A 21,325-nucleotide genomic window follows, 5' to 3' on the forward strand; every position below is an offset into this window, starting at 1 on the left:
TGATATAATAAGACAAATATTAGCAAATAAAAACAGAAGGTTTTTTTACCTTTATTATAGGATAATACGAGGAGGAATTAATATGGACTGGATAAAAGGTTTGCAAAGAGCTATCAACTATATTGAGACAAATATTTTGGAAAACCTTGATTATGAAGATATTTCAAAATATGCGTACTCGTCAAGTTTTTACTTTCAGCGAACATTCAGTTTGCTTACTGGAATAACAGTTGGTGAATATATCCGAAATAGACGCTTGACACTTGCAGGGATTGAATTATCAATGTCAAAATCAAAAATCATTGATATTGCTTCAAAATACGGTTATGACACGCCTGAAAGCTTTTCAAGAGCCTTTACTCGATTTCATGGCATAACTCCCTCGGTAGCTCGAGAATCGGGGGCAAATTTAAAATCATTTAGTCCACTGTCAATAAAAGTTATTCTCGAAGGTGGAGATACTATGGATTATAGAATTGAAAAAATAGAAGCTTTTAGAGTAGTTGCAAAAGTTAAAAGTTTTTCTACAGATGATACTATTAACAAAGTAAAGATTCCCGATTTTTGGTCGGCTTGTTTTGCCGATGGCTCTATAAGGAATCTTCAACAATTTACTAAAGGCAATCCTTCTATCACTGGTGATGGAATACTTGGAATTTGCGATAGTTCTCTTAATAATAGTGAACATTTTAATTATGCAATAGGCGTAGAGACTAATGAAAATGAAGTGCCAAATGGATATACAATTATTGATATTCCTTCGGCAACATGGGCAGTATTCAAATGTATTGGTTTTATGCCTAAGTCTATCCAAGATATGTGGAAGAGAATATATAGTGAGTTTTTTCCACAATCTGATTATGAACCTACACAAGGTATAGATTTTGAATACTATACACAAGGTGATAACAGCAAAGATAATTATATTAGCGAAATTTGGTTGCCAGTAAATAAAAAAAGCATAAAATATGGCTATAAAACAAGAGCTTATATATAGATAAGCTCTTGTTTTGCCAAACATTACAAATAGTATATCATATACCAAATTAATTAAAGAATCTATCAATATTCAAGTTTTTTAATTTTAACTGTCCTATGTTAAGAAAATCTGATATACGATAACCTAAATTATCAATATTCACAACGGTACTTTCTAATGCCTCTAATGTCTTTTTTAACACTTCTTTCCTCTCTTTATTTTGTACACAGACTTATACATTAATTTCAAATAGCCTATTAATAAGTATTAAGGTGCTGTTCAAGGTCTATTAAATCTTTATAGCCTTTAGAAATATTATATAGTTACCCATCTTCAACTCTACTTAATTCATTGAAAATATTATTTTTAATTTCAGTCTTTTTTATAGTTCCATATAAAAACCATAAAAAGTATTTATAACTTAATTCTTTCTTTAGTATTAGTTCGTCAGCTATTATATCCTTTTGTACTTCACATATAAAAGCCAATTTACTCAAAATTGTACCAGTAGCAGGTTTATATGCTTGTGCGTTTTCATTTTAAGTTATATACATTACCCCATTACGAGATAATCTTACATACAAATTTTTATTTATTTTAGTAATGATAATTAATTCAAGCTTCTCCATTTCTCTTAAATCTTTCATTACAGCAATCTTTTCTTTACTTGAATAGTAAATTATATGTTGCAGCAAGTTCATAAATGATGAAATATCAAAAGAAGATTATGATACCTTCAAATCTTCAATAGATTTTAAAATTAAGGAACTTACCGAAAAAGAACAACAATATAAAACATTTATTGCTGAAAAATTTAACACAAACCTTCTAAATGAACTAGACGGGCTAAAAAAAAAATTATTGACTTAAAAGAACTTACCCCAGAAATCTTAAATAGATTTGTGGAACGTATAGAAGTTAAAACAGTTATCTCCTGATTTTAGAATTTCAACATACTACTAATATTAAAACTTATTAGTGGTTATTTTCCATTTTCAAAGCTAAAAATCTACTAATTTCTAACGTCTTCTCACATATCATATAGCAATTCTTATTTCGATACTCCTTTTTATATTCTAAAAGAATAGTAATTACAAAACTACTGAAACACTGGTAAAATCAAGGTTTGCGACGACATAGTCGCACAACTGTCTCAACATGTGTGGAGTTCGCTATAGGAACACACTTCTTTGTCATTTTTATCTACATCTAATTCTAACACATCTTTACCTTTTAATGAATGATTCATACCAGAATTAAATATAAAAGTTATCATATAAGGATCTATGTTTCCATCTTCATCAGTTCCACCTAATATAATTTTATTAACTGCACTTTCAAAAACTACTCTATCAAATTCTTTAATTGGTTTATTACTATCAAATACTTTTCTAAAACTATTTATTCTTTTTTTAATATCAATGCTATTTTCATTAGAAGCATCTAAATCAACTTTTTCAACTTTAAGCTTTTCTAATGCTGTAGAAAGCTCTGTGAATTTAATTTCGTAAGTAGCTTTATCAATTATTTCATCAATTCTCATATCCACTAGCTTTTTTAACTTATTTTCATAAGAAGTAATTTCTCTTTCAATTCTTTTTAATTCTTTAGCTGTATTAGTGTTATTAAGAGTATTTTCTACAGTTTCCATGAACTCTGTAACTATATCTTTATTTTGTAGACAAAACATATTAAAGGCTTCAAGAAAGGCATTTTCAATAATCTTTTCATCTATCCCTTTACTGTCTGGACAATACTTTTTACCTCTCTTAGTAGATACACAACAATGCCAAATAGTTTTTTCATGAGTTGTATTACTGTGCCATCTACGTCTACTAGCTGTGCCTCCACAAAATCCACATTCTATTTTACTACTGAAAGCAAATTTTCTGCTATACTTTTCGCCTCTTCCTTTATTGTTACTATTTACGCTACGTTTTCCAAGTATCTTTTGAGCTTCATTAAACATTTCTTCTGATATTATAGGTTCATGATTAGAGTTTATATAATACTTCTCTTCTTCTCCCATATTATCAAGTCTTCTTTTGGATATTGGGTCAACAGTAAAGGTCTTCCCTAATAATAAATCTCCTTTGTATTTTTCATTAGTTATAATTCCTCTAACTGAACCATCATTCCAATTAGTATTTCCTTTTTTAGTTTTATAATTTAACTGTGTAAGCTCTTTTGCAATAACAAAACATCCTGCACCTTCAATATATCTTTTAAAAATATATCTAACTATCTTTGCTTCTTCTTCATTTATTGTTATTACTTTATTTATTGTATCATAATCATATCCTAAGCAACCATTAAATCCTATAAGCTCTCCACGTTTCATTTTCATTTTTAGTCCCATTTTTACATTAGTTGAGATAGATTCACTTTCTTGTTGAGCTAATGAACTTAGAATAGTTAATAACATTTCTCCATTCATTGTTAATGTATTGATATTTTCTTTTTCAAATAAAATTGCAACGTTATAATCCTTCAACAACCTTACATATTTCAAAGTATCTAAAGTATTTCTAGCGAATCTTGAAATTGATTTGGTTATGATTAAATCAATCTTTCCATCTACTGCATCATTTATCATTCTTTGAAATTCTACTCTTTTATCTGTTTGTGTACCGCTTATCCCTTCATCAGCATAAATATCAACAAGACTCCACTGTGGATTAGCTTCAACCATATTTCTATAATGCTCTACTTGAGAATTGTAACTAGTTAATTGCTCTTCCGAATCAGTGCTTACTCTACAGTAAGCTGCAACTCTTAATCTATCTATCACTTTTGCATTACGTCTATCAATTCTACCTTGACTTGCTTTTATTACTTTAACATCTGCCATCTAAATCGCTCCTTACAAAGTGTATTCCTATAACTTATTAGTTTTAATTATATATATGAACATACATTGAATCAAGCATTAATAATCATAATATTATATTTTTTCATCAACTCTATTTTAATAGTGTTATATTCTTTATCTGTAATAAGTTTAAGCCCAAGCAATTGATTTAACATAGCTAACTGAATACTATATTTCATATTGTTATCCATTAAAACCATCTCCCCTACTACAAAAATTTTTAATACCAAACCAAAAGATTAAAAACAGACCTTTAATCCTTTGGTCTGTTATCAATAAATGGGCTAAAGGCAAGGCATTAACCTCACCTATAGCTCCTTATTTAATAAGCATTGTATTTGTCACACCTCCCCAATGCTGGGAATACTTTAAGCTACTTGTGATTAGCAAGTATCATAGGACTTTAACCTCTCCCACAATGTGGAAGCCACTCTCCATGGGATACCTAAGACTAAGTGGAAGTATCATTATTTTCCTGTGCAGATCATGGCAATCAGATTTATCAAATCCGTTTTGAGCAAAATTTATCGCTATACTTAATAAACAAATTTCTTTATTAAATAAAATTTCGAAATTTTATTTATGAGTGTCTTGGCGTTTTCCTCTTGTTGCTTCCAGCTTTAACTGCTGCACAGTAACGTACCTAAAGTATTGAATATTCAACTATCAAAGAACTTGTAAAAGCATTTATAAAAAAACGCCCTCACTGTATAGCCTTGGGAGACGATTAAATGTGACAAATTTAAAAAAGTTTTTATAAATTTTTTTTAAGCATTAATTTTAACTTTGCCAAAGCCCTTATATGCTTTTGTCTAACAGCATCATTTTTAAGTTGAAGCTTTACTGCTATTTCATTTAAGGAAAACCCATATCTATATCTAAGCTCTATAACCTTAAAATCTGATTCATTTAATTTCTTTAAAGCTTTATATAGGTTTGAATCACTAATAAAATCAGTAAAATCCAATAGCTCATTAACTTCTTTTTCAATTCCTAACGCATCTTTTGCATATTCAAATTCAATTGGTACATCATACTTTTGCAAGTATTCAAGAGAAAGATTATGTCTGTAATACCTCCTTTCATTGTTTTCTTCTCTTTTGTCCTCCTCTTGGAGAACTTCCATAAATTCCTCATAATTTTGTTGTTTTTCTTCTTTTGACATTTTTAATTGCTCCTTTCTGCCTGAACGCAAAAAGGAGCCGCACGAAAATCGTGCGACTCCTTCTGTGTCAGTTTTATATTTTATTTAGGAATTTTGGGTATAAAAAAAGCCCTTAAATGCAATATAGTTCTGCATTTAAGGACTTTTTTAACTCCTCAATATCCTATTGTATATATCTTAACAGTATCAAAGTATAGTGTCAGTACCAAAGCTGTATCTGTTTAGTCTCAATCTTGTATCATATCTATAGTTTTTAAAGCTTGGACCATATTAGGAAATAAATATCCCCATAATATAGTTCCTAATAAATTAATAGCCTTTTTCTTTTCCCTATAGTATGTAGCTCTTGAGCAACAAAGATATTCTATTACTTTATTCTCTGAATGCCTACAAGGTGTAATATAAATTTTATATATCAATGTATAATACCGTTCTCCATTATCAGGGTAAGACTTTAGAATTAACAATGTTTTATCAATTATTTCTATTATACTTTTACTATCTTCTATAGATTGAAGTCTGCTTTCTAACCTAGCTTGCGAAATGTAAGGGTCTACCTCTACCAAACTATATAATAATTCGTCTAATTTTCTACTTGATGATTCATAATATTCATCATTAATTTCTTGAATAGAATTATTAATTCTCCACAGTACCTTATTATAAAGTTGTAACAATAATTTTGTATTGTGATATATATTAGGGCTAACTTTCCTTTCCATTATTATTTCGCTATTTACTATGTCATTTTTACAATGTTTAATTGTCGCTAAAGCCATAACACTGATGCTCCTTTCTTAATTTATGTTGACAGTAAAATTGTTCTAATATAAAATCATATTATGAACTTTCGTTCTAATTTAAAGTATAAATTAGAACTGAAATACTGTCAATAAGTTTTCAGAACATTCGTTCTTGTAACAATTGCAACTTACCCATAATGGAGGAAAAGAAAATGAATTTTGGTAATAAAATAAAACACCTTCGTAAAAAAGCTGGTTTATCTCAAGAAGATTTAGCAGCTAAACTTGGTGTTTCTCAAAAATCTATATGCAATTATGAAAACAATACTAGATTTCCAAAAGGACAAAAAGTAATTAAGGGATTAGCCGATATATTTAATGTAACAATTGATTACTTGATCTCCGACACCGATGATACTACATCTAAACAAACTCTTTTTATCTCTTCTTCAAAAGATGAATTCGGCTATAAAGGTAAAAATGAAGCTGAAATGTTAATAGAAAGAACTGCTGCTGTACTAGCAGGTGGAGAATTGTCTGAAGAAGATAAAGATGCTTTTTTTCAATCAATAACACAATTATATTTTGAAGCAAAAAATAAGGCTAGAAAGAAATATAGTAAAAAAAACTCAAACTCTGAAACTGAAATATCTAATACTCCATAAAGGAGAGATATGTGCTTATGAGGAAGGTAATAATAAATGAAGTTAATAGGTTAATTAAAACATACCACACTAGGAATCCATTTGAATTTGCTGAAATGATGAATATTGAAATTGTATATCATGATTTAGGTAATTTAAAAGGGTACTACTTCTATCAATCAAGATTTAGATTTATAGTTATTAATAAAAATATCTCTGAAGAAATGCAAACTGTAATATGTGCTCATGAATTAGGACATGATAGATTTCATCAACATTTGGCTAAAAATGACCCTATAAAAGAATTTACTCTTTTTGATATAACTTCAAAGCCTGAGCGTGAAGCCAACCTCTTTACAGCAGAGCTTTTAATACCTGATGAAAGTATAATGTGTTTAGTTCAAGGGGAATGTACCTATAGTTCTATTGCTGCACAGCTAAATATGCCTATTGAAATTGTTGATTTTAAAAGTCAGATGTTAAGATATAAAGGTTTTGAAATAAATTCCTTTGGTACTGCTAGGGGAAATTTTTTAAGAAAATAGATTTACTTAAGAGGTTACTGAAAAACTTTAAGCTTTTCAGTAACCTACCTTATTTTAGATGATTTTTATTATGCAAAAAATAAGCAGCTAATATCTCTAGCAATGTCTCTAGTAATCACCGTTCATCCCATCTGTATAACGCGTCATTACTTTAGCGTGTCTATTTATAATTCCAATGCCTCATAAAGAACTCCCTAAGCATTACCTTTATGGCATTAATAACTTTATCATCATTTCCAAAAATATCCCACTCAACATAATTTTTATAGGTTTACGCAAATCTTTAACATGATCTACAGAAACATGATTTTGCACAAATATCTCAAATCCAAACGTATAATAATCACAATATACTATATTGATATTGAGGCTCTACATATTTTAGTATAATAACCTTTTAGCAAAGTCTGAGGAATAAATCTGTATATGTTTATAAATCTACTATATATACAATGTAAAGTAAATTTATAAGTTGTGTTTTTTATATTGAAATACCTATTAGTTTGTCGGCAGGCATTATGAGTAACTTTGATATTCTTTTATCAAACTGCTCAAAAAACTCTTTTGTAACCTGCCCATGTGAATTTTCATCTTCTACTTCTAAATGCATTACATATTTTATTGATTTCACAATTCTGGTTAAAGTTTTTGGAGGATCCCCGTTTCTAATTGAATCCATATCTGTAATACTATGAGTTCTTTTCATAAAGCTATAATAGCATACTCCCTTATAATCTGTTAAAAAAACTTTAATCTCTTCAACCATAGCTTCAAATTCTTTTTCCATCTTTGGTTGCACTTGAAAAATACATGTTTCATTTATTCTCATTCATTTTCCTCCATTTAAAATAATTTAATTTTTGTTTTCTGTCTTAGTATCATTAGTATTAACAAATTTCCATTGATTAATTTACTCCTCTTAATATCAGTAAACTTAACACTATTATGCAAATAAGATATTTTACAATTATAAATTTATCATTTTAAAATAATTTTCAAAGAAAACTTGATTACTAGTATCTCTATTATAATAGTTCTTTACAACTTCTGGCCAGTTTTCTTTATTTACACCGTATTGAGATAGAAATGCAAAGAAAATTCTCTCTATACCCACAGCAAAGCAACCAGTATATATCTTATTATTTGGATTTGCCTTTTCTGATATATTAAACTTGTAGGACAAGAACTGACTATGTAGATTAAAAGAAGCCACAGCTAAAAAGTCATCTTTATTTACTCTAAGCTTAAGCTCATATTTTGATCCAATCATTTTCTGAGCATTAATACGATTTGTATTATTTGCAGTTAAGAAGAATGGATCATTTGCAGTTTCACATACACCCTTAAGCTCTAAATCTTCTATTATATTTATTGCATACTGTTTTGATTTTTCTAAAGATTGTTCTACATAACTCTTTGTTCCTAAGAACACCAGCTCCCTCATATTAAACTCCCATAGTCTTTCAAATGGTTTTTCGTATTTATTTTCGTATCTATACACTTGGCCTACTGTGGTTACACATTTGTTATCAACTTCTGTATTTTCGTAATCCTCATAAACATGATAGCAAGCCGCAGGAGTTAATGCATAATCTGATTGACACATATACTTACCTAATTTTTCAGTTATTTTATCTTCATCATTCATATCCTTGAAATCTTCTTTAAAAGAATTAAAATTGTCTACTGTGTTTTCTAACCTATTTACAAACATAAGAAGATGAGGAAAGGATCCAAAATATCCAACTTTGTTTAAGGTCGTAGATTTAATTAAAGTTGGATATTTGTTTGATTCTGCGTTAAATTTATATTTACCTATACTCTTAAAGAGTTCACTAAAAAAATAGAATAGCTCAGTAAAAGGCTCTTTTATGCAAACAGTACCTTGAGCATACGGTTTTGCAACATCCATCTCTATCATCTTTTCAAGCACATTTTTGCTGTCTCCAACAGTTTCACAATCATCATGCCATGCACATTTACACTTTATATTTTTAAGTCCAATTATATCTTTTTCAATTACTTCATTCACATAGCTTGATAACAAATCAGTATCACATTCATCAGAAACCTCTAATTGCATACCAACTATGTCATTGCCCTTTATATCTATTTCATAATTAGTTATGCCTTCAGACATATAGTATATCTTTTTATATATTTCATCTTTAAAATCAACTTTAAAAGAATTTTTTAATGGTAAATATATTTTTCTCATTATTAACACCCCATCTACTATATTTTATTTCTTATAACAACCAATATTTAACTAATATTTGCCCAAAGTTAAAGAAAAAATATGCATATTGGGACAATCAGGCAGTATAAGCGCTTTAATATAACTATCGCTATTTATTTTGTAGTTCTTTCCAAATATATGTACATCGAAAGGAACTACTACTGTCTCATTGTTAACCACTTGTGCACGTTTACCTGTCCAAGCAATTTTCTCATCAAAATATGGTGCATTTTTACACCAATTTGACATCTGAATGCATATTTTTTCTATGGTACCATCTGTAAACTCAATTATTAAATCCTCAAAGTGGTCTCCTAAATCTGCACTTCCTAAAACCATTATACAATCATATGCATTTTCTTTAATTTCAATTTTTTGCCCTAAGCATACTACATTATCGAAGTTATTATGCTTAAACCCAGGAATCCTGAACTTCATATTTTCTATACATAATTCTGACTTATATTCTAGCTCATCAAGCACAAAAAATTTATGACCATCTGAAAATTCTGCAATTTGATTCGATAAATCTGACATCTCGTTTTGCTTTTTAACCTCACCATAGCCTTTATTATTAAAATATTCTTCTAACTCAACAAAGGTGTATTTGTCAAGTGAAAATTCCCCCATATTTCAGCTCAAAAGTCCCCCACTAAAAATAGTAAAAAAATATAATATTTGAAAAATAAATATTTAGTGGGGTATAATTTCACTATTGTTTTTCAAGCCATTTCTTTGTCTCTTTTAATCTATATGAATTACCATTCATATTCACAATATATGCTTTATGAGTAAGTCTATCAATCATTGCAGCAGTCATAATAGGATCTTTAAATATTTCATTCCACCTTTCAAATGATAAATTTGTAGTTATTATTGTTGACTTTCTGCCTGCTCTCAATGATAGATGAGTAAATAAAAGTTCTGACCCTTCTTTATCATAAGAAATATAGCCAAGCTCATCAGCTATTACTAAATCATATTTATCAAACTTATTTTCAAAAGCTCTCAATGTCTTCTGTGAACGTGTTTCTTTCAATTGAGTAACAAGGGTAGGTACAGTTGTAAACAAAACTTTATAACCGTCTAAACAAGCCTTTATTCCAAGGCCTACGGCCATATGAGTTTTTCCTGTCCCAGGATTACCAGCTAAAATAACATTTTGTCCTGTATTAATAAATTCTAGCGAATTTAATATTTTTAATTTCTTTTGAGCATCATCAGGTAAATCTTCAATTATAAGGTCTTCAATATATTTTTTATAAGGAAATTTTGCTAATCGAATTCTGTTTTGTTTACTCCTTTCTTTTCTCAAAGTGCATTCATTTTCTAATAATTTATATAGAAATTGTTCATAGCTTATATCATTGATACAAGCTTCATTTATTTCATCCTTAAAATTGGTTTTTATAGCTGGAAGCTTAAGATAACAAGCTAATTCCTCAATATTTTTATGTAACTTTTTTTTACTATTCATATTACAGCTACCTCACTATTAAAATCTTCTATAGACTTAGGTATTAAATTTTTATACATTCCAAGTAAGTTATCAGATTCAATTTCAATATTCATATTTGAGTTGATAATATTATTTGAAGTATAGTTAACATTATTTCTATTACATATAGATTTTATTTTTTCAGTTGTTATATCTGTTGGATTTATTTTCTTTAACAATTTTATTGCATTTTCAATATCCGAAATACTTTTTTCACCTATAAACAAAAGTAACTCTATAAAATCTTTTTCTCTTTTGTTATAATAGGTATTGTATATTATTTGAATTCTAGGATCAGCTTGTTGCATTGCAGTGCTTGAAGCTAATGATCCTGGTTTTCGTTTAAGAGTGTTGAGATAATGTTCTATTTTAATAGACCAGTCATAAAAGCCCAATTTTTTTTCATGTTTAGCAATTTTTTTATTATCACTAAAACAGATAATTTCATTAGAATATATTTTTATGAATATTCTTTTTCCAACATACATATCTGGTACAGAATACCGACAGGTATCCACACATATTGTTGAATACTTATCTACTCTAGGTTCTTCTATTCTTGCTGTATCAAGCTTAGGAACATGCGGCAGCATGTGTTCTTTTTCCATACTTAAAATTTCTTCTGCACTTTGCATAGCTTTTAATTTTTGAGGTTTATTATTTAGTTCACTACATATTCTTTCAAGATATTCATTAGCTTTTTCTAGGGATTCAAAGTTATCCTTTTTAGCAAACGATTTACGTCTTACGACTTCTACACTCCTTTCAACGTGACCCTTTTCATTACCTAATCGTACATTGCAAAATCTAAATTTAAAACCATAATATATAGACATTTTAAGCAGCGCGTCTGTTGGCTCTTTTTCAGTTGGACCTACAAATTTTTTAACAGCAACTTTCATATTGTCATACACCATTGTTTTGTATACTCTGCCCACATTTTCAAAAAACAAAGCATGAGATTCTTGAAAACATTCCGTATTTTGCTTAGTGAATAATTGAGCATACCTATAATTTCCTTTTGCAGATGTAAATACAGCCATTTGAAATTTTCTATCTATGCCATCAATAGTAAGCTTAACTTCCCCCCAATCAAATTCACAAACATCTCCAAGTTCGTATTCAGCTTTAATAAATGCTTCTGATCCTTTCTTCAGTAACTTATTTACATAGATGCATACAGTTGTATAACTTATATCATATCCATCTTCTTTTAACGCTTCATATATATCAATTTTTTTCTTTTGCTGCTTATGCCTACCGGCATGTCTTTTTTGCTCATTTTCTTTAAGATATCCTTCTATTTTATTCATAATTTCATCAGTTAATTTTTTCTTCTTCCTATTTTTACAGTTATATTTAGGTTTCTCTACAATACTATCCTGTAGCTCCCTTATATCATCAACTCCTCCTTTAGAATTTAAAAGTTCCTGTCTATTTGCTTCATATTGTTTAATATATTTTCTAATAGTCTTTCTATCAATTCCTGTCTCTCTGGCTATCGCCCTTTGAGACTTTCCTTTTAGATATGTTGATATTATGATGTGTTGTTTTTCTTTCAACATGATCATCTCCAATTCCCCCTCCTATGATATCTATCATAAGAGAGTTTACTTTAAGGTGGAGGAGTTTTCAATTAAAATGATGGGGTAATTTTAGATTAACATAAACAAAAGGTATGTACTTTAACTTCATTACAGTCATGCTCGCTTTTTGCTACTTCACATCCCACAATTTTTTTGTCTAAGCAAAGGCAACATAAATCATTAAAAAGCTCTTCTTCTAAATCTGCAAGTGTTCTTAATTTGTCACTTACTCGACTAATAATGGCGTTATCATTTTTATAAAATGCTTTGCACAGCAAACCAAAAGTAGAACTCCATCTATCTGCAATGTTCTTCATTCTATATGCCATAACTTCCATATCTTTAACCTCAAATTTATCTCTTATGAATTCAAATACCCTTGAATATTGCTTTCTCTTATTAGAAAGGGTATGTATTTTTTTGAATATTGATGATTTTAGAGGAGTATTCTCATATCCTCTTATTTCTGTTGAAAAACATATATAACTTTCAAAGTCATCTGCAAAGGACCTTAATTCTTCAAAGGTCTTACCTTCAAGAGTATTTTTCATATACTTAATAGTTTCAGAAAGAATATCCTTCCAATTCATATTATCTAAATCCGAATCAGTGATATGAATAGTGTAGAAGTCATTATATCCTTTCTCTATATAATCGAAGGAAACCTGAACTGCTTCTTGGGCAAATTGAGTATCAACAATTGAAAATATTTTATTTTCGTTATCAATATCAATAACCAAACAATAATGCATTGTATGTGATTTATTGTAATCTGTAACATACCATGGACAATAAAAAGTATCCATACAAATAATTACTGGTCTATCGTTAGAAATCTCTTCTTGGATGACTTTTGAAAATTCATTAAATAACTTTTTATCATTATAGCTCATAATCACACCATGATATTTAGCCAAGGACTCTAAGGATTTTCCAAAGGTACTATCGGTGATTGCATTACCAAAACTATGTTCTTCTTTATATATTTCTCTATTGTACCTAAATAACCATGAATATAGCGACATCAGCTCACAACTTCTTCCATAATATTGGGTTACTGAATTTATTAAGTTTTCTAAACAATTATATGAATCGTCATCTATAGCTTTAAAATTTGTTATCATAATAATAGCAAACCTCCTAATAGTTTATAGATTTTTACTAAACTACTGAAATTATTTATTTTATACTTTCTTTTTTAACTTAGAAATAATAGCATTACGGGTTTGCAAAATGTAGAGCTTACCAGACTCCACAGAAAACTCTATGTCTTGTGGTGCTTCATAATGTTTTTCTAACAATCTACCTATTTTTTCAAGCTCAAAATAAAGTAATGGGAATCTTTCTTCAAATACTTCTATTGAATCAGGATTTTTAATACCTGAGACAAGCTCTGCACCTTGGGCGCAATGCAAATATTCTCCTACAATTTTATTTGAACCATCCATTGGATTCTTTGTAAATATAACGCCCGTACCAGAAATATCATTATAATTTCCAAAAACCATCTCCTGCACATTAACAGCCGTTGATAAATCATCAGATATACCCTTAATTTTCCTATACATCACAGCATTTGGCTTAAGCCAAGATGCAGCAATTGCTTCTACCGCAAGCAATATCGTCTCTTCTATGTCCTCCGAAAAATATTTACCTGTTTTTTTCAGTATTAAGCTTTTATAATTATTAATCAACTGAAAATATTCTTCGGTACCTAAGTGGCATGTATTTTCTTTTTTTGCATCGAATAAAAATAAGTTCTTGTAATTCATTAATTCATCTGTGGATACATCATAAACAACTTCAGCAAAACTTACTATAAATTGCTCATAGGTAGTAAATAAAAAACTTTTGCTATAGCCCTCTTCAAGCATTTCTCTCACTAAAACTTCATTCATACCAATATTTAATACCGTATCCATCATTCCTGGCATGGAATGTTCAGCTCCTGATCTTACTGCTAAAAATAATGGAGCTTTTTTATCGCCCAAATACTTATTAGTTCTTTTCTCTATCTGTTTAACACTTTTAATAACTTCATCATTTACTTCTTTCTTATATGTTCTATTATCTTTTAAATATCTGCTAATTGCCTCTGTAGTTATGGTACATCCAAATGGTACGGGAAGATTAATTCTGGTCATTTCAGCTAAGCTTGAACCCTTTCCGCCCAATAATTTACGCATATTTTTATTTCCTTCATCGAAAAAATATATCCTTTTATCCATAGGTTACCTCTCTTAATTATTCACTTGTAATAGCTTTTATGCTTTTAGGTCTTCAAGCCCCATTACATTATCAGAAATGAGTTCGAAAAACTTTTCTTCTTCTTTAATAATTTCTTTAAAAACTTTAATATATTTTTGCTTATAGCTTACTAATGAGTTTTTAGATAAATAACACTTATCACAGAGCATGTCAACCTTTGTCCAAAGTTTCGATAAAGTATTAGCTTCATCAGAAATTCTCTGTAAAATATCATTATTGAACCTTTTTGCGAAATAACCTATTAAAACACTATAGCTAATTTTTTGTAAAAATATAGGTCGTAATAGATGTGTAACAAATAGTGGCGCATATTCTTTCTTCTGCTTCATCATCGATTCTGCCATTTCATCATAAGTATCGATAAATGAACGAATTCCACTAATATTTCTATAATATTTTCTTCCATTTAACATTACAAAATCATTTTCTTTCATCTCTAACATGGTTTGAAAATGTTTTTTAAGGATTTCAAGCTCTAAATCCTTAATATTATCTTTAGGATTTATTTTCATATACTGAAAACTGTTATTCATATCTTTATCATTATAATCAGAATGAAGTGCTTTCATGAAATCCTCTAACTTAACTTCACCTACATACCTATAAAACTTATCAACTAAAAGACATTTTTCATTTTCAAAATCAATATCTACTAGCATTGATTTATGTGTACCGCTATGGAAGTATAACATATTAGCATTTAATCTTTTGTAATCATCATAAAAATAATATATATCACAAGGAAATATTACTGGAATATCCTTATCAAGAAACTGCTTTTTTACTTCCTTAAGGTCCATATTAATATCAAAACTATTTATTGAAAAAGCAGCACTGTTTTCAATTGATTGATCAATATATGCATAGTAATCTCTTAAAAACACAGAGCCTGTTTTTCCAACAAGAATCAAAGGGTTTTCTTTTGAAATATTCTCTTCTGGAGGTAACGCATTAATAAAACTAGTAAATCCATCTACATTATAGATAAACTCGTACAAAGTATAATACAAAGCTAAATACATCATATCATTTAGCTCTAATAACCCGGAGTAATTCATACTAACGCAGTTCAGTCCTATACGTAAATCTTTATCTAATGAATATATTTTGCTTTTTAGGTATTCGTCATTTCTATTTATCAAAACACGCCTCCTAATTATTTTTATTTGTAACCAATTGTTACACTTCAAATTTTAACTATACTCCCTTAAGCCTTGCATGCACATCATCTAGCAGCTCTTTTGCATCTATATTTTTTTCATGAGGTTTCTTTAATAATTCGCAGGAGTACTTCTCACAGTGACCACAATTTTTAACTTCCCTTTTTATGCCGCATACTCTAATATCGCAATCTGCAGCAAATGATATCACTCGATTTTCACAATCACAGCACCCATAACATTTTATACTATCTTCTGTTAATGGAAATTCCTCAGTTGACCATTCATAAGCAATAGCTCTTTTCTCTTCTAAATTGTTTTCAATCGTGGCCATGTACACTCTACATTCTGAACAATTAATACCACAAAATCCAATATATTTTTCCATATTCTCACCTTCCTATTTCATCTTCTTAAACCTAATTATTTCCTATAAACGCCCGAAAAGCCGATAGCTCTAAATTCTTCAAAGTTTTCTTTACCTATTATTTCATTTATACAAACAGCATAAGATTCTACAAAAAACTCCTAATTACACAATATTTAAATTTGACATAAGGCACTGGAATTCTTGTAAATTCAACTGCTGTTCACTATCACATAATGCTTGAGAGGGATTTCTATGAACTTCTACCATAAAGCCATCTGCACCTACAGCTAAAATTCCTTTTGTTATTTGAGTTACTATATCTTTTCTACCAATTGAATGACTGACATCTGCGATAATTGGTAAATTAGTCTCTTGTTTTATAATTGGAATACTAGATATATCTAAAGTATTTCTTGTGCCAGGCTCAAATGTACGAATACCTCTTTCGCAAAGAATAATATTTTGATTACCACTGCATGCAATATACTCCGCTGCCAGTAAAAACTCTTTTACTGTTGCACTCATACCTCTTTTTAATAGTACGGGTTTTGAAGATTCACCTACTACTTTTAAGAGCTCATAGTTGTGCATATTCCTAGCACCGATTTGAATTATATCCACATATTTTTCAAATAGTTTTAAGTCTTTAGTATTAACAATCTCAGTAACAGTTATCATATTGTATTTCTTACCTATTTCATGTAAATACTCCAGCCCCATTTCCTTTAAGCCCTGAAAATCATAAGGTGAAGTTCTTGGCTTAAAAGCACCACCTCTTATGTACTTTACTCCCATACCTTTTAGATGTTTTGCTGTTTCATCTAATGCCTCGTAGGATTCTATAGCACAAGGGCCTGCAATAATCATAGGCAATGTAACGTCCTTTTTAGTAATGCTTTTGATATTTTTTATTACTGTACTCATATCAAGTAATTTTGTCCTAGTACTTTCTTTTTTCAAATTAATACTTTTAAGCTGAACCTTAAATTTCTTTAATTCACTATCAAGCATTTGATACAATTCTGATTCCAACTGAAATAAATCTTCCATACCCGCATTATCTATAATTCTATGGTTAATCTCCTTCATTAAACTAGAATGAGCAAGTACTAATTCATTAATTTTATCATTAACACAGTTAAAATAACCAAGAACTTTATAATCGCTTTTTTCCAATATAAATCACCCTTTCAAGACATTACTACGGTAAAAACCTTTTAAGTCTTCAATTCTATTAAATGTTTGAAATGAGATTCGTTTATAATAGCATTTTGAAATAAAGCTCATAACATTACTAGGTCCCATTTCTATAATGCTATTAACATTATGCTCTAAAATCCATTCAATGGTCTTTTTCCACTGGATTGGAGAAATTAGATGAGTAACCAAGGTATCCTTAATTTCATCTGAACTCTCATAGGGACGAGCATACACATTTGATAGTACAGATACTTTCGGATTGTTTAGCTTTATTGAATTTAAAGCTTCCTTGTATTCTTTTGCAGCTTCATTCATCAAAGGACTGTGAAATGGTCCTCCTATTTTTAGTGGATAAATTAAAGCGCCTTCATCTTCTAATATTTTAATTGTTTCCTTCAAAGCTTCTGTTGTCCCTGAAATAGTTGAATGATTATCAGCATTATGTGCAGATACATATACCTTTTTACCTAAGCTATTTAAACTAGTACATACATGTTGTACCATAATACTGTCTATCTCCATTACCCACAGCATGTCTCCGTCTATTTTAGCCGAATGTGCGGCAATAATCTCCTGCCTCATTTTTATTAGCTTTAATGTATCTGGAAATGATAATACACCTGCACTGCATAAGGCCGCATACTCTCCAAGACTATATCCTGCTAGAGCTTCTATCTTTGTTTCACAGTTTTCACTTAAAACTTTGTACAAAGCATAATGTAAAGTTAAAAGCATAAATTGCCCATTTTCCATCTTTTTAATTTTATCTTTATTTTTTAAGTCAAAGCATAAATCATAAACATTCTCATTAAGTACATTACTTGCCTGCTCAAAAATATCTCTTACTATTTTTGAATTGTCATATAAATCTTTATCCATACTAATTTGATTTGAACCTACACCTGGAAAAATAACTACGCTGCTATCCATCATTTTACACCTCTTGCTAATAATCCTCGGTCTATTTTACCTGATGTTGTTCTTGGCATATTATTAATCCAGATAAAATCATTTGGAATCATATATGACGGCAAGTTACTTTTTAAATAATCACGAATCCATTTTATTTCAAGCTTCTTCCTTCCAACTAAAAAAGCTTTCATCCTTACCATATTTTCGTTACTCTTATCTACTATAACAGTACATTCATCTATAGAATCTATGCCCATAATAGCTGCTTCAATTTCTCCAAGCTCAATTCTTAAGCCTCTTATCTTTACTTGATGATCCATTCTCCCTAGGAATTTAATATTACCATCCTCAAGAACCTTTGCTATATCACCTGTTTTGTATATTCTTATAGCTTTTTCGCCTATTAGCTTGGGAAATTTCTCAGCAGTCAATGCTTCATTATTCAAATAGCCTCTAGCTAAGCAATCACCTGCAATTATTAACTCACCTTCAACCCCTAAGGGCTGAATTTTACCGTCCTTCATAATAAATAGAGCTGTATTCTGAATTGCTTTACCTATTGGTATCTCAGCATCTTCTAAGCTAGAAGGACAATCAAAATATGAAACATCTACTGTGGCTTCTGTAGGACCATAAAGATTTGTTAAAGCTGTATTATTTGCTTTATACAGTAATTTATTGAATTTATTTACATGTATAGGCAGCAGTTCTTCACCACTTGAAAAAACTCTTCTTAAGGTTTTTAAATCATCTAATTCCTTCATCGTCGAAACATAATTTAAAAACCCTGATAAGGCTGAAGGTACAAAATGCATAATTGTTACTTGATTTTTATAAATTGCTTTTATTATAGCCTGAGGAAACACCTCATTTCCAGGTTCTAAAAGATAAACAGAAGCTCCTGCAAATGACCACCAAAAAAGCTCCCAAACAGATACATCAAATACATAAGGAGTTTTATGCAAAATAACATCCTTGGGGCATAAATTGTATTTCCTTTGCATCCAATCAATTCGATTGATTACAGCTTTATGTTCAATCATAACTCCTTTAGGTTTGCCAGTAGACCCTGATGTATAAATTACATAAGCCAAGTCATTTACTTTATTAATACAAGGAATGGATTTAATTTCATTACTAACCCCCTCACCTTTATCTAAAAAGAAGCGCTCTACACTGGTTTCAACTAAAGTCTCATATTTTGATAACATTAATACTAGCTTGGCTTTACTATCTTTAATAATATAATCTATCCTTTGCGGCGGATTGCTCGGCGATATTGGTAAATATGCTCCTCCAGCTTTCAATATACCTAATATGCTAATCATCATTTCAAAGGAACGCTCAAATATCATTGGAATTACATCATCTGGTCTTACCCCTTTGCCCCTTAAAAACCATGCCACCTGATTAGACTTTTCATCTAATTCCTTATAGGTTAGTTTTTCATCCTTGAATATGACTGCAACATTATCAGGATTAAGTTTTGCTTGTCTCTCAAAAACAGTATGCAGCAAGCATTCAGTGTCGTAATTAACTCTATTTTCTTCTAATTCCTTTATAATATCTTCTAAATTTAATTTATTCATAATCTATTATTTATAATTTCTCCTTAATTCTCTACCGTATTTGTTTGCAAACTTCCACCCAAGCACCATTTGATGTATTTGTGAACTACCCTCAACAACCTCAAGAATTTTAGTATCTCTATAATACCTGGCAACTTCGCTTGAGTCACAACAGCCATTTGCTCCTAAAATCTGAACAGCATTTGATGCATGCTTTGCAGCTGCTTTAGAAACAAAATACTTAGCTGACATTACCTTTTCTGCTGAATCAGTACTACCATCATCTAATGCTTCAGCCGCTTGAAGACAAAGCGCAGCAGAAGCTTGGAAGTCTACTCCCATATCTGCAATAATGGTTTTTATCATATCATGATTAATTAACGGCTGCGAAAAAGTTTTACGGCTAAGTGCATAGGCTGAAGAATTCTCTATACACCCCCTTAATATTCCCAATGCTGTAAAGGCAACACTAAGCCTTCCAAATTGTAATCCATAATTTGCGACATAGGAAAATCCAATACCTTCCTTACCAACAATATTCTCTAAAGGTATCTCACAATTGGTGAATTTAAGCTCAGCCAAATGTGCGCCTCTAAAACCTAACATGCCTTCAATCTTGATTACATTTAAACCTTCTGTTTCTTTTTCAACAATACAAGCAGTTGCTTTTCCATCTAGCTTACCAAAAACAATAAAGACATCTGCTCTGTTTCCATAGGTAATCCATCTTTTGATACCATTTATTCTTAATTTATCTCCAAAAACCTCAAAGGTTGTCTCAATACCCTTCATATCGCTGCCAGCACCTGGCTCAGTAAGAGCAAATGCTGCTATTTTTTCACCCTTTGCCATTTTAGGAAGCCAGTAATTCTTTTGAGCATCATTTCCAAACTTTAATAGCGCCTGTGATGCCATTGTATGAACATTAAATAATTCTGCTAATGATACGCTAGATGTACTTATTGCTTCATTTAATAATCCAAAAGCTTTATGATTCCACCCAACTCCACCATATTCTTTAGGTATAAGAGCACCTAAATAACCAGTGCCAGCACAATTATCAATCATATCCTCAAGTACTCCCATTTCCTTTTCCCACTTATTAGCATAAGGTTTCACATCTTTTTCAACCCATTGCTTTATTTCATTGTATAATTGTTCTAAATTCTCCTCTACCTTATAATACATATCTTCCTCCCCCAGCTTAGAAATTTTTCTTTGCTTCAATAAATTCACTAATACTATTAATAGATTTAAAATGATCAAGATCTAAATCCTCAACATTAACTTTAATATTAAATTCTTTTTCAATAAAAATCATTAATTCTATAGCAAATAAAGAATTTACAATACCTTCATTAAAAATTTCAACTTCATTGCTAATATCCTTTACCCCCTGACTTACAGACAGTAATATGATAAATTCATGATTTTATTCATAAATTAACTTGAACTTCATTATATTTGAAATGGAATAATATAAAAAAATATACTCAAAGTCTTCAAATTTGTTGAATATAAAAATATTGGAAATTAATAAATGTATAAATATCCTATAATAACTCAATATTTTTTT

At 29.8% G+C, this 21,325-nt stretch carries 24 protein-coding genes; 3 read left to right on the top strand and 21 right to left on the bottom strand.

Annotation, left to right across the window (positions count from 1 at the left end):
- Positions 1-82 precede the first annotated feature (82 nt).
- Entirely contained in the window at positions 83-997 is a 915-nt protein-coding gene (locus C1715_RS02150) for an AraC family transcriptional regulator (protein WP_102399033.1), read from the top strand.
- Positions 998-1,046: 49 nt separating this feature from the next.
- Here the strand turns inward: C1715_RS02150 and C1715_RS19965 are convergent, their stop codons facing one another.
- From C1715_RS19965 to C1715_RS02170, 7 genes are all read right to left on the bottom strand, one after another.
- Positions 1,047-1,181, bottom strand: a complete 135-nt coding sequence (locus C1715_RS19965; RefSeq protein WP_278320076.1) for a hypothetical protein — start codon at positions 1,179-1,181, stop codon at positions 1,047-1,049.
- Between the two features lie 121 nt (positions 1,182-1,302).
- On the bottom strand, positions 1,303-1,476 hold the full coding sequence (locus tag C1715_RS19235; RefSeq protein ID WP_207654958.1) for a hypothetical protein: 174 nt from the start codon (positions 1,474-1,476) through the stop codon (positions 1,303-1,305).
- Positions 1,477-1,518: 42 nt separating this feature from the next.
- Positions 1,519-1,680, bottom strand: a complete 162-nt coding sequence (locus C1715_RS19240; protein ID WP_180963968.1) for a hypothetical protein — start codon at positions 1,678-1,680, stop codon at positions 1,519-1,521.
- Between the two features lie 452 nt (positions 1,681-2,132).
- A complete protein-coding gene (locus C1715_RS02160) occupies positions 2,133-3,830 on the bottom strand; it encodes a recombinase family protein (protein ID WP_102399034.1) in 1,698 nt (565 codons plus the stop codon).
- Between the two features lie 71 nt (positions 3,831-3,901).
- On the bottom strand, positions 3,902-4,042 hold the full coding sequence (locus tag C1715_RS19245) for an SHOCT domain-containing protein (RefSeq protein WP_021284199.1): 141 nt from the start codon (positions 4,040-4,042) through the stop codon (positions 3,902-3,904).
- A gap of 563 nt (positions 4,043-4,605) precedes the next feature.
- Entirely contained in the window at positions 4,606-5,016 is a 411-nt protein-coding gene (locus C1715_RS02165) for a sigma factor-like helix-turn-helix DNA-binding protein (RefSeq protein WP_102399035.1), read from the bottom strand.
- A gap of 227 nt (positions 5,017-5,243) precedes the next feature.
- Entirely contained in the window at positions 5,244-5,795 is a 552-nt protein-coding gene (locus tag C1715_RS02170) for a hypothetical protein (RefSeq protein ID WP_102399036.1), read from the bottom strand.
- 161 nt (positions 5,796-5,956) lie between these two features.
- Here C1715_RS02170 and C1715_RS02175 point away from each other — a divergent pair, with 161 nt between their 5' ends.
- Positions 5,957-6,424, top strand: a complete 468-nt coding sequence (locus C1715_RS02175) for a helix-turn-helix domain-containing protein (protein ID WP_242971870.1) — start codon at positions 5,957-5,959, stop codon at positions 6,422-6,424.
- 17 nt (positions 6,425-6,441) lie between these two features.
- Positions 6,442-6,948: an ImmA/IrrE family metallo-endopeptidase gene (locus tag C1715_RS02180; protein ID WP_102399214.1), complete on the top strand. Its 507-nt coding sequence runs from the start codon at positions 6,442-6,444 to the stop codon at positions 6,946-6,948.
- 481 nt (positions 6,949-7,429) lie between these two features.
- Here C1715_RS02180 and C1715_RS02185 read toward each other — a convergent pair whose 3' ends face one another.
- The 14 genes from C1715_RS02185 to C1715_RS19685 all read right to left on the bottom strand — a co-directional run bounded on the left by C1715_RS02185 (position 7,430) and on the right by C1715_RS19685 (position 21,169).
- The gene (locus C1715_RS02185; RefSeq protein ID WP_102399038.1) at positions 7,430-7,777 is read right to left on the bottom strand and encodes a hypothetical protein; all 348 of its coding nucleotides are present in this window, start codon (positions 7,775-7,777) and stop codon (positions 7,430-7,432) included.
- Positions 7,778-7,915: 138 nt separating this feature from the next.
- The gene (locus tag C1715_RS02190) at positions 7,916-9,166 is read right to left on the bottom strand and encodes an aminoacyl--tRNA ligase-related protein (protein ID WP_102399039.1); all 1,251 of its coding nucleotides are present in this window, start codon (positions 9,164-9,166) and stop codon (positions 7,916-7,918) included.
- 51 nt (positions 9,167-9,217) lie between these two features.
- Positions 9,218-9,817, bottom strand: a complete 600-nt coding sequence (locus C1715_RS02195) for a hypothetical protein (RefSeq protein ID WP_102399040.1) — start codon at positions 9,815-9,817, stop codon at positions 9,218-9,220.
- 82 nt (positions 9,818-9,899) lie between these two features.
- On the bottom strand, positions 9,900-10,664 hold the full coding sequence (gene istB / locus C1715_RS02200) for an IS21-like element helper ATPase IstB (protein WP_102399041.1): 765 nt from the start codon (positions 10,662-10,664) through the stop codon (positions 9,900-9,902).
- The gene (istA, locus tag C1715_RS02205) at positions 10,661-12,256 is read right to left on the bottom strand and encodes an IS21 family transposase (RefSeq protein ID WP_102399042.1); all 1,596 of its coding nucleotides are present in this window, start codon (positions 12,254-12,256) and stop codon (positions 10,661-10,663) included. Before istA ends, istB begins: the two co-directional genes overlap by 4 nt.
- Positions 12,257-12,345: 89 nt before the next feature.
- Complete coding sequence (locus tag C1715_RS02210; RefSeq protein ID WP_102399043.1) at positions 12,346-13,395, bottom strand: BtrH N-terminal domain-containing protein; 1,050 nt, start codon at positions 13,393-13,395, stop codon at positions 12,346-12,348.
- 60 nt (positions 13,396-13,455) lie between these two features.
- On the bottom strand, positions 13,456-14,499 hold the full coding sequence (locus C1715_RS02215; protein ID WP_102399044.1) for a PEP/pyruvate-binding domain-containing protein: 1,044 nt from the start codon (positions 14,497-14,499) through the stop codon (positions 13,456-13,458).
- Between the two features lie 36 nt (positions 14,500-14,535).
- A complete protein-coding gene (locus C1715_RS02220) occupies positions 14,536-15,681 on the bottom strand; it encodes a hypothetical protein (RefSeq protein ID WP_102399045.1) in 1,146 nt (381 codons plus the stop codon).
- A gap of 55 nt (positions 15,682-15,736) precedes the next feature.
- Positions 15,737-16,087, bottom strand: a complete 351-nt coding sequence (locus C1715_RS02225; RefSeq protein ID WP_102399046.1) for a DUF3795 domain-containing protein — start codon at positions 16,085-16,087, stop codon at positions 15,737-15,739.
- 144 nt (positions 16,088-16,231) lie between these two features.
- A complete protein-coding gene (locus C1715_RS02230; RefSeq protein WP_242971871.1) occupies positions 16,232-17,245 on the bottom strand; it encodes a bifunctional 3-deoxy-7-phosphoheptulonate synthase/chorismate mutase in 1,014 nt (337 codons plus the stop codon).
- A gap of 6 nt (positions 17,246-17,251) precedes the next feature.
- The gene (locus C1715_RS02235; protein WP_102399047.1) at positions 17,252-18,202 is read right to left on the bottom strand and encodes an ACP S-malonyltransferase; all 951 of its coding nucleotides are present in this window, start codon (positions 18,200-18,202) and stop codon (positions 17,252-17,254) included.
- A complete protein-coding gene (locus C1715_RS02240; RefSeq protein ID WP_102399048.1) occupies positions 18,199-19,770 on the bottom strand; it encodes an amino acid adenylation domain-containing protein in 1,572 nt (523 codons plus the stop codon). The genes C1715_RS02235 and C1715_RS02240 overlap by 4 nt, the downstream gene beginning before the upstream one ends.
- A 6-nt stretch (positions 19,771-19,776) precedes the next feature.
- Complete coding sequence (locus tag C1715_RS02245; protein WP_102399049.1) at positions 19,777-20,937, bottom strand: acyl-CoA dehydrogenase family protein; 1,161 nt, start codon at positions 20,935-20,937, stop codon at positions 19,777-19,779.
- 16 nt (positions 20,938-20,953) lie between these two features.
- A complete protein-coding gene (locus tag C1715_RS19685; protein WP_102399050.1) occupies positions 20,954-21,169 on the bottom strand; it encodes a phosphopantetheine-binding protein in 216 nt (71 codons plus the stop codon).
- Positions 21,170-21,325: the final 156 nt, after the last annotated feature.

It is taken from the genome of Haloimpatiens massiliensis, from assembly GCF_900184255.1.
GTDB lineage: Bacteria > Bacillota > Clostridia > Clostridiales > Clostridiaceae > Haloimpatiens > Haloimpatiens massiliensis.

Bases quoted from the DNA above. Each gene is read 5' to 3' on its own strand.
- C1715_RS02150 (WP_102399033.1), top strand. From the start codon at position 83: ATGGACTGGATAAAAGGTTTGCAAAGAGCTATCAACTATATTGAGACA.
- C1715_RS19240 (WP_180963968.1), bottom strand. From the start codon at position 1,680: ATGAACTTGCTGCAACATATAATTTACTATTCAAGTAAAGAAAAGATT.
- C1715_RS02160 (WP_102399034.1), bottom strand. From the start codon at position 3,830: ATGGCAGATGTTAAAGTAATAAAAGCAAGTCAAGGTAGAATTGATAGA.
- C1715_RS19245 (WP_021284199.1), bottom strand. From the start codon at position 4,042: ATGGATAACAATATGAAATATAGTATTCAGTTAGCTATGTTAAATCAA.
- C1715_RS02165 (WP_102399035.1), bottom strand. From the start codon at position 5,016: ATGTCAAAAGAAGAAAAACAACAAAATTATGAGGAATTTATGGAAGTT.
- C1715_RS02170 (WP_102399036.1), bottom strand. From the start codon at position 5,795: ATGGCTTTAGCGACAATTAAACATTGTAAAAATGACATAGTAAATAGC.
- C1715_RS02175 (WP_242971870.1), top strand. From the start codon at position 5,957: ATGGAGGAAAAGAAAATGAATTTTGGTAATAAAATAAAACACCTTCGT.
- C1715_RS02180 (WP_102399214.1), top strand. From the start codon at position 6,442: ATGAGGAAGGTAATAATAAATGAAGTTAATAGGTTAATTAAAACATAC.
- C1715_RS02185 (WP_102399038.1), bottom strand. From the start codon at position 7,777: ATGAGAATAAATGAAACATGTATTTTTCAAGTGCAACCAAAGATGGAA.
- C1715_RS02190 (WP_102399039.1), bottom strand. From the start codon at position 9,166: ATGAGAAAAATATATTTACCATTAAAAAATTCTTTTAAAGTTGATTTT.
- C1715_RS02195 (WP_102399040.1), bottom strand. From the start codon at position 9,817: ATGGGGGAATTTTCACTTGACAAATACACCTTTGTTGAGTTAGAAGAA.
- istB (WP_102399041.1), bottom strand. From the start codon at position 10,664: ATGAATAGTAAAAAAAAGTTACATAAAAATATTGAGGAATTAGCTTGT.
- istA (WP_102399042.1), bottom strand. From the start codon at position 12,256: ATGATCATGTTGAAAGAAAAACAACACATCATAATATCAACATATCTA.
- C1715_RS02210 (WP_102399043.1), bottom strand. From the start codon at position 13,395: ATGATAACAAATTTTAAAGCTATAGATGACGATTCATATAATTGTTTA.
- C1715_RS02215 (WP_102399044.1), bottom strand. From the start codon at position 14,499: ATGGATAAAAGGATATATTTTTTCGATGAAGGAAATAAAAATATGCGT.
- C1715_RS02225 (WP_102399046.1), bottom strand. From the start codon at position 16,087: ATGGAAAAATATATTGGATTTTGTGGTATTAATTGTTCAGAATGTAGA.
- C1715_RS02235 (WP_102399047.1), bottom strand. From the start codon at position 18,202: ATGATGGATAGCAGCGTAGTTATTTTTCCAGGTGTAGGTTCAAATCAA.
- C1715_RS02240 (WP_102399048.1), bottom strand. From the start codon at position 19,770: ATGAATAAATTAAATTTAGAAGATATTATAAAGGAATTAGAAGAAAAT.
- C1715_RS02245 (WP_102399049.1), bottom strand. From the start codon at position 20,937: ATGTATTATAAGGTAGAGGAGAATTTAGAACAATTATACAATGAAATA.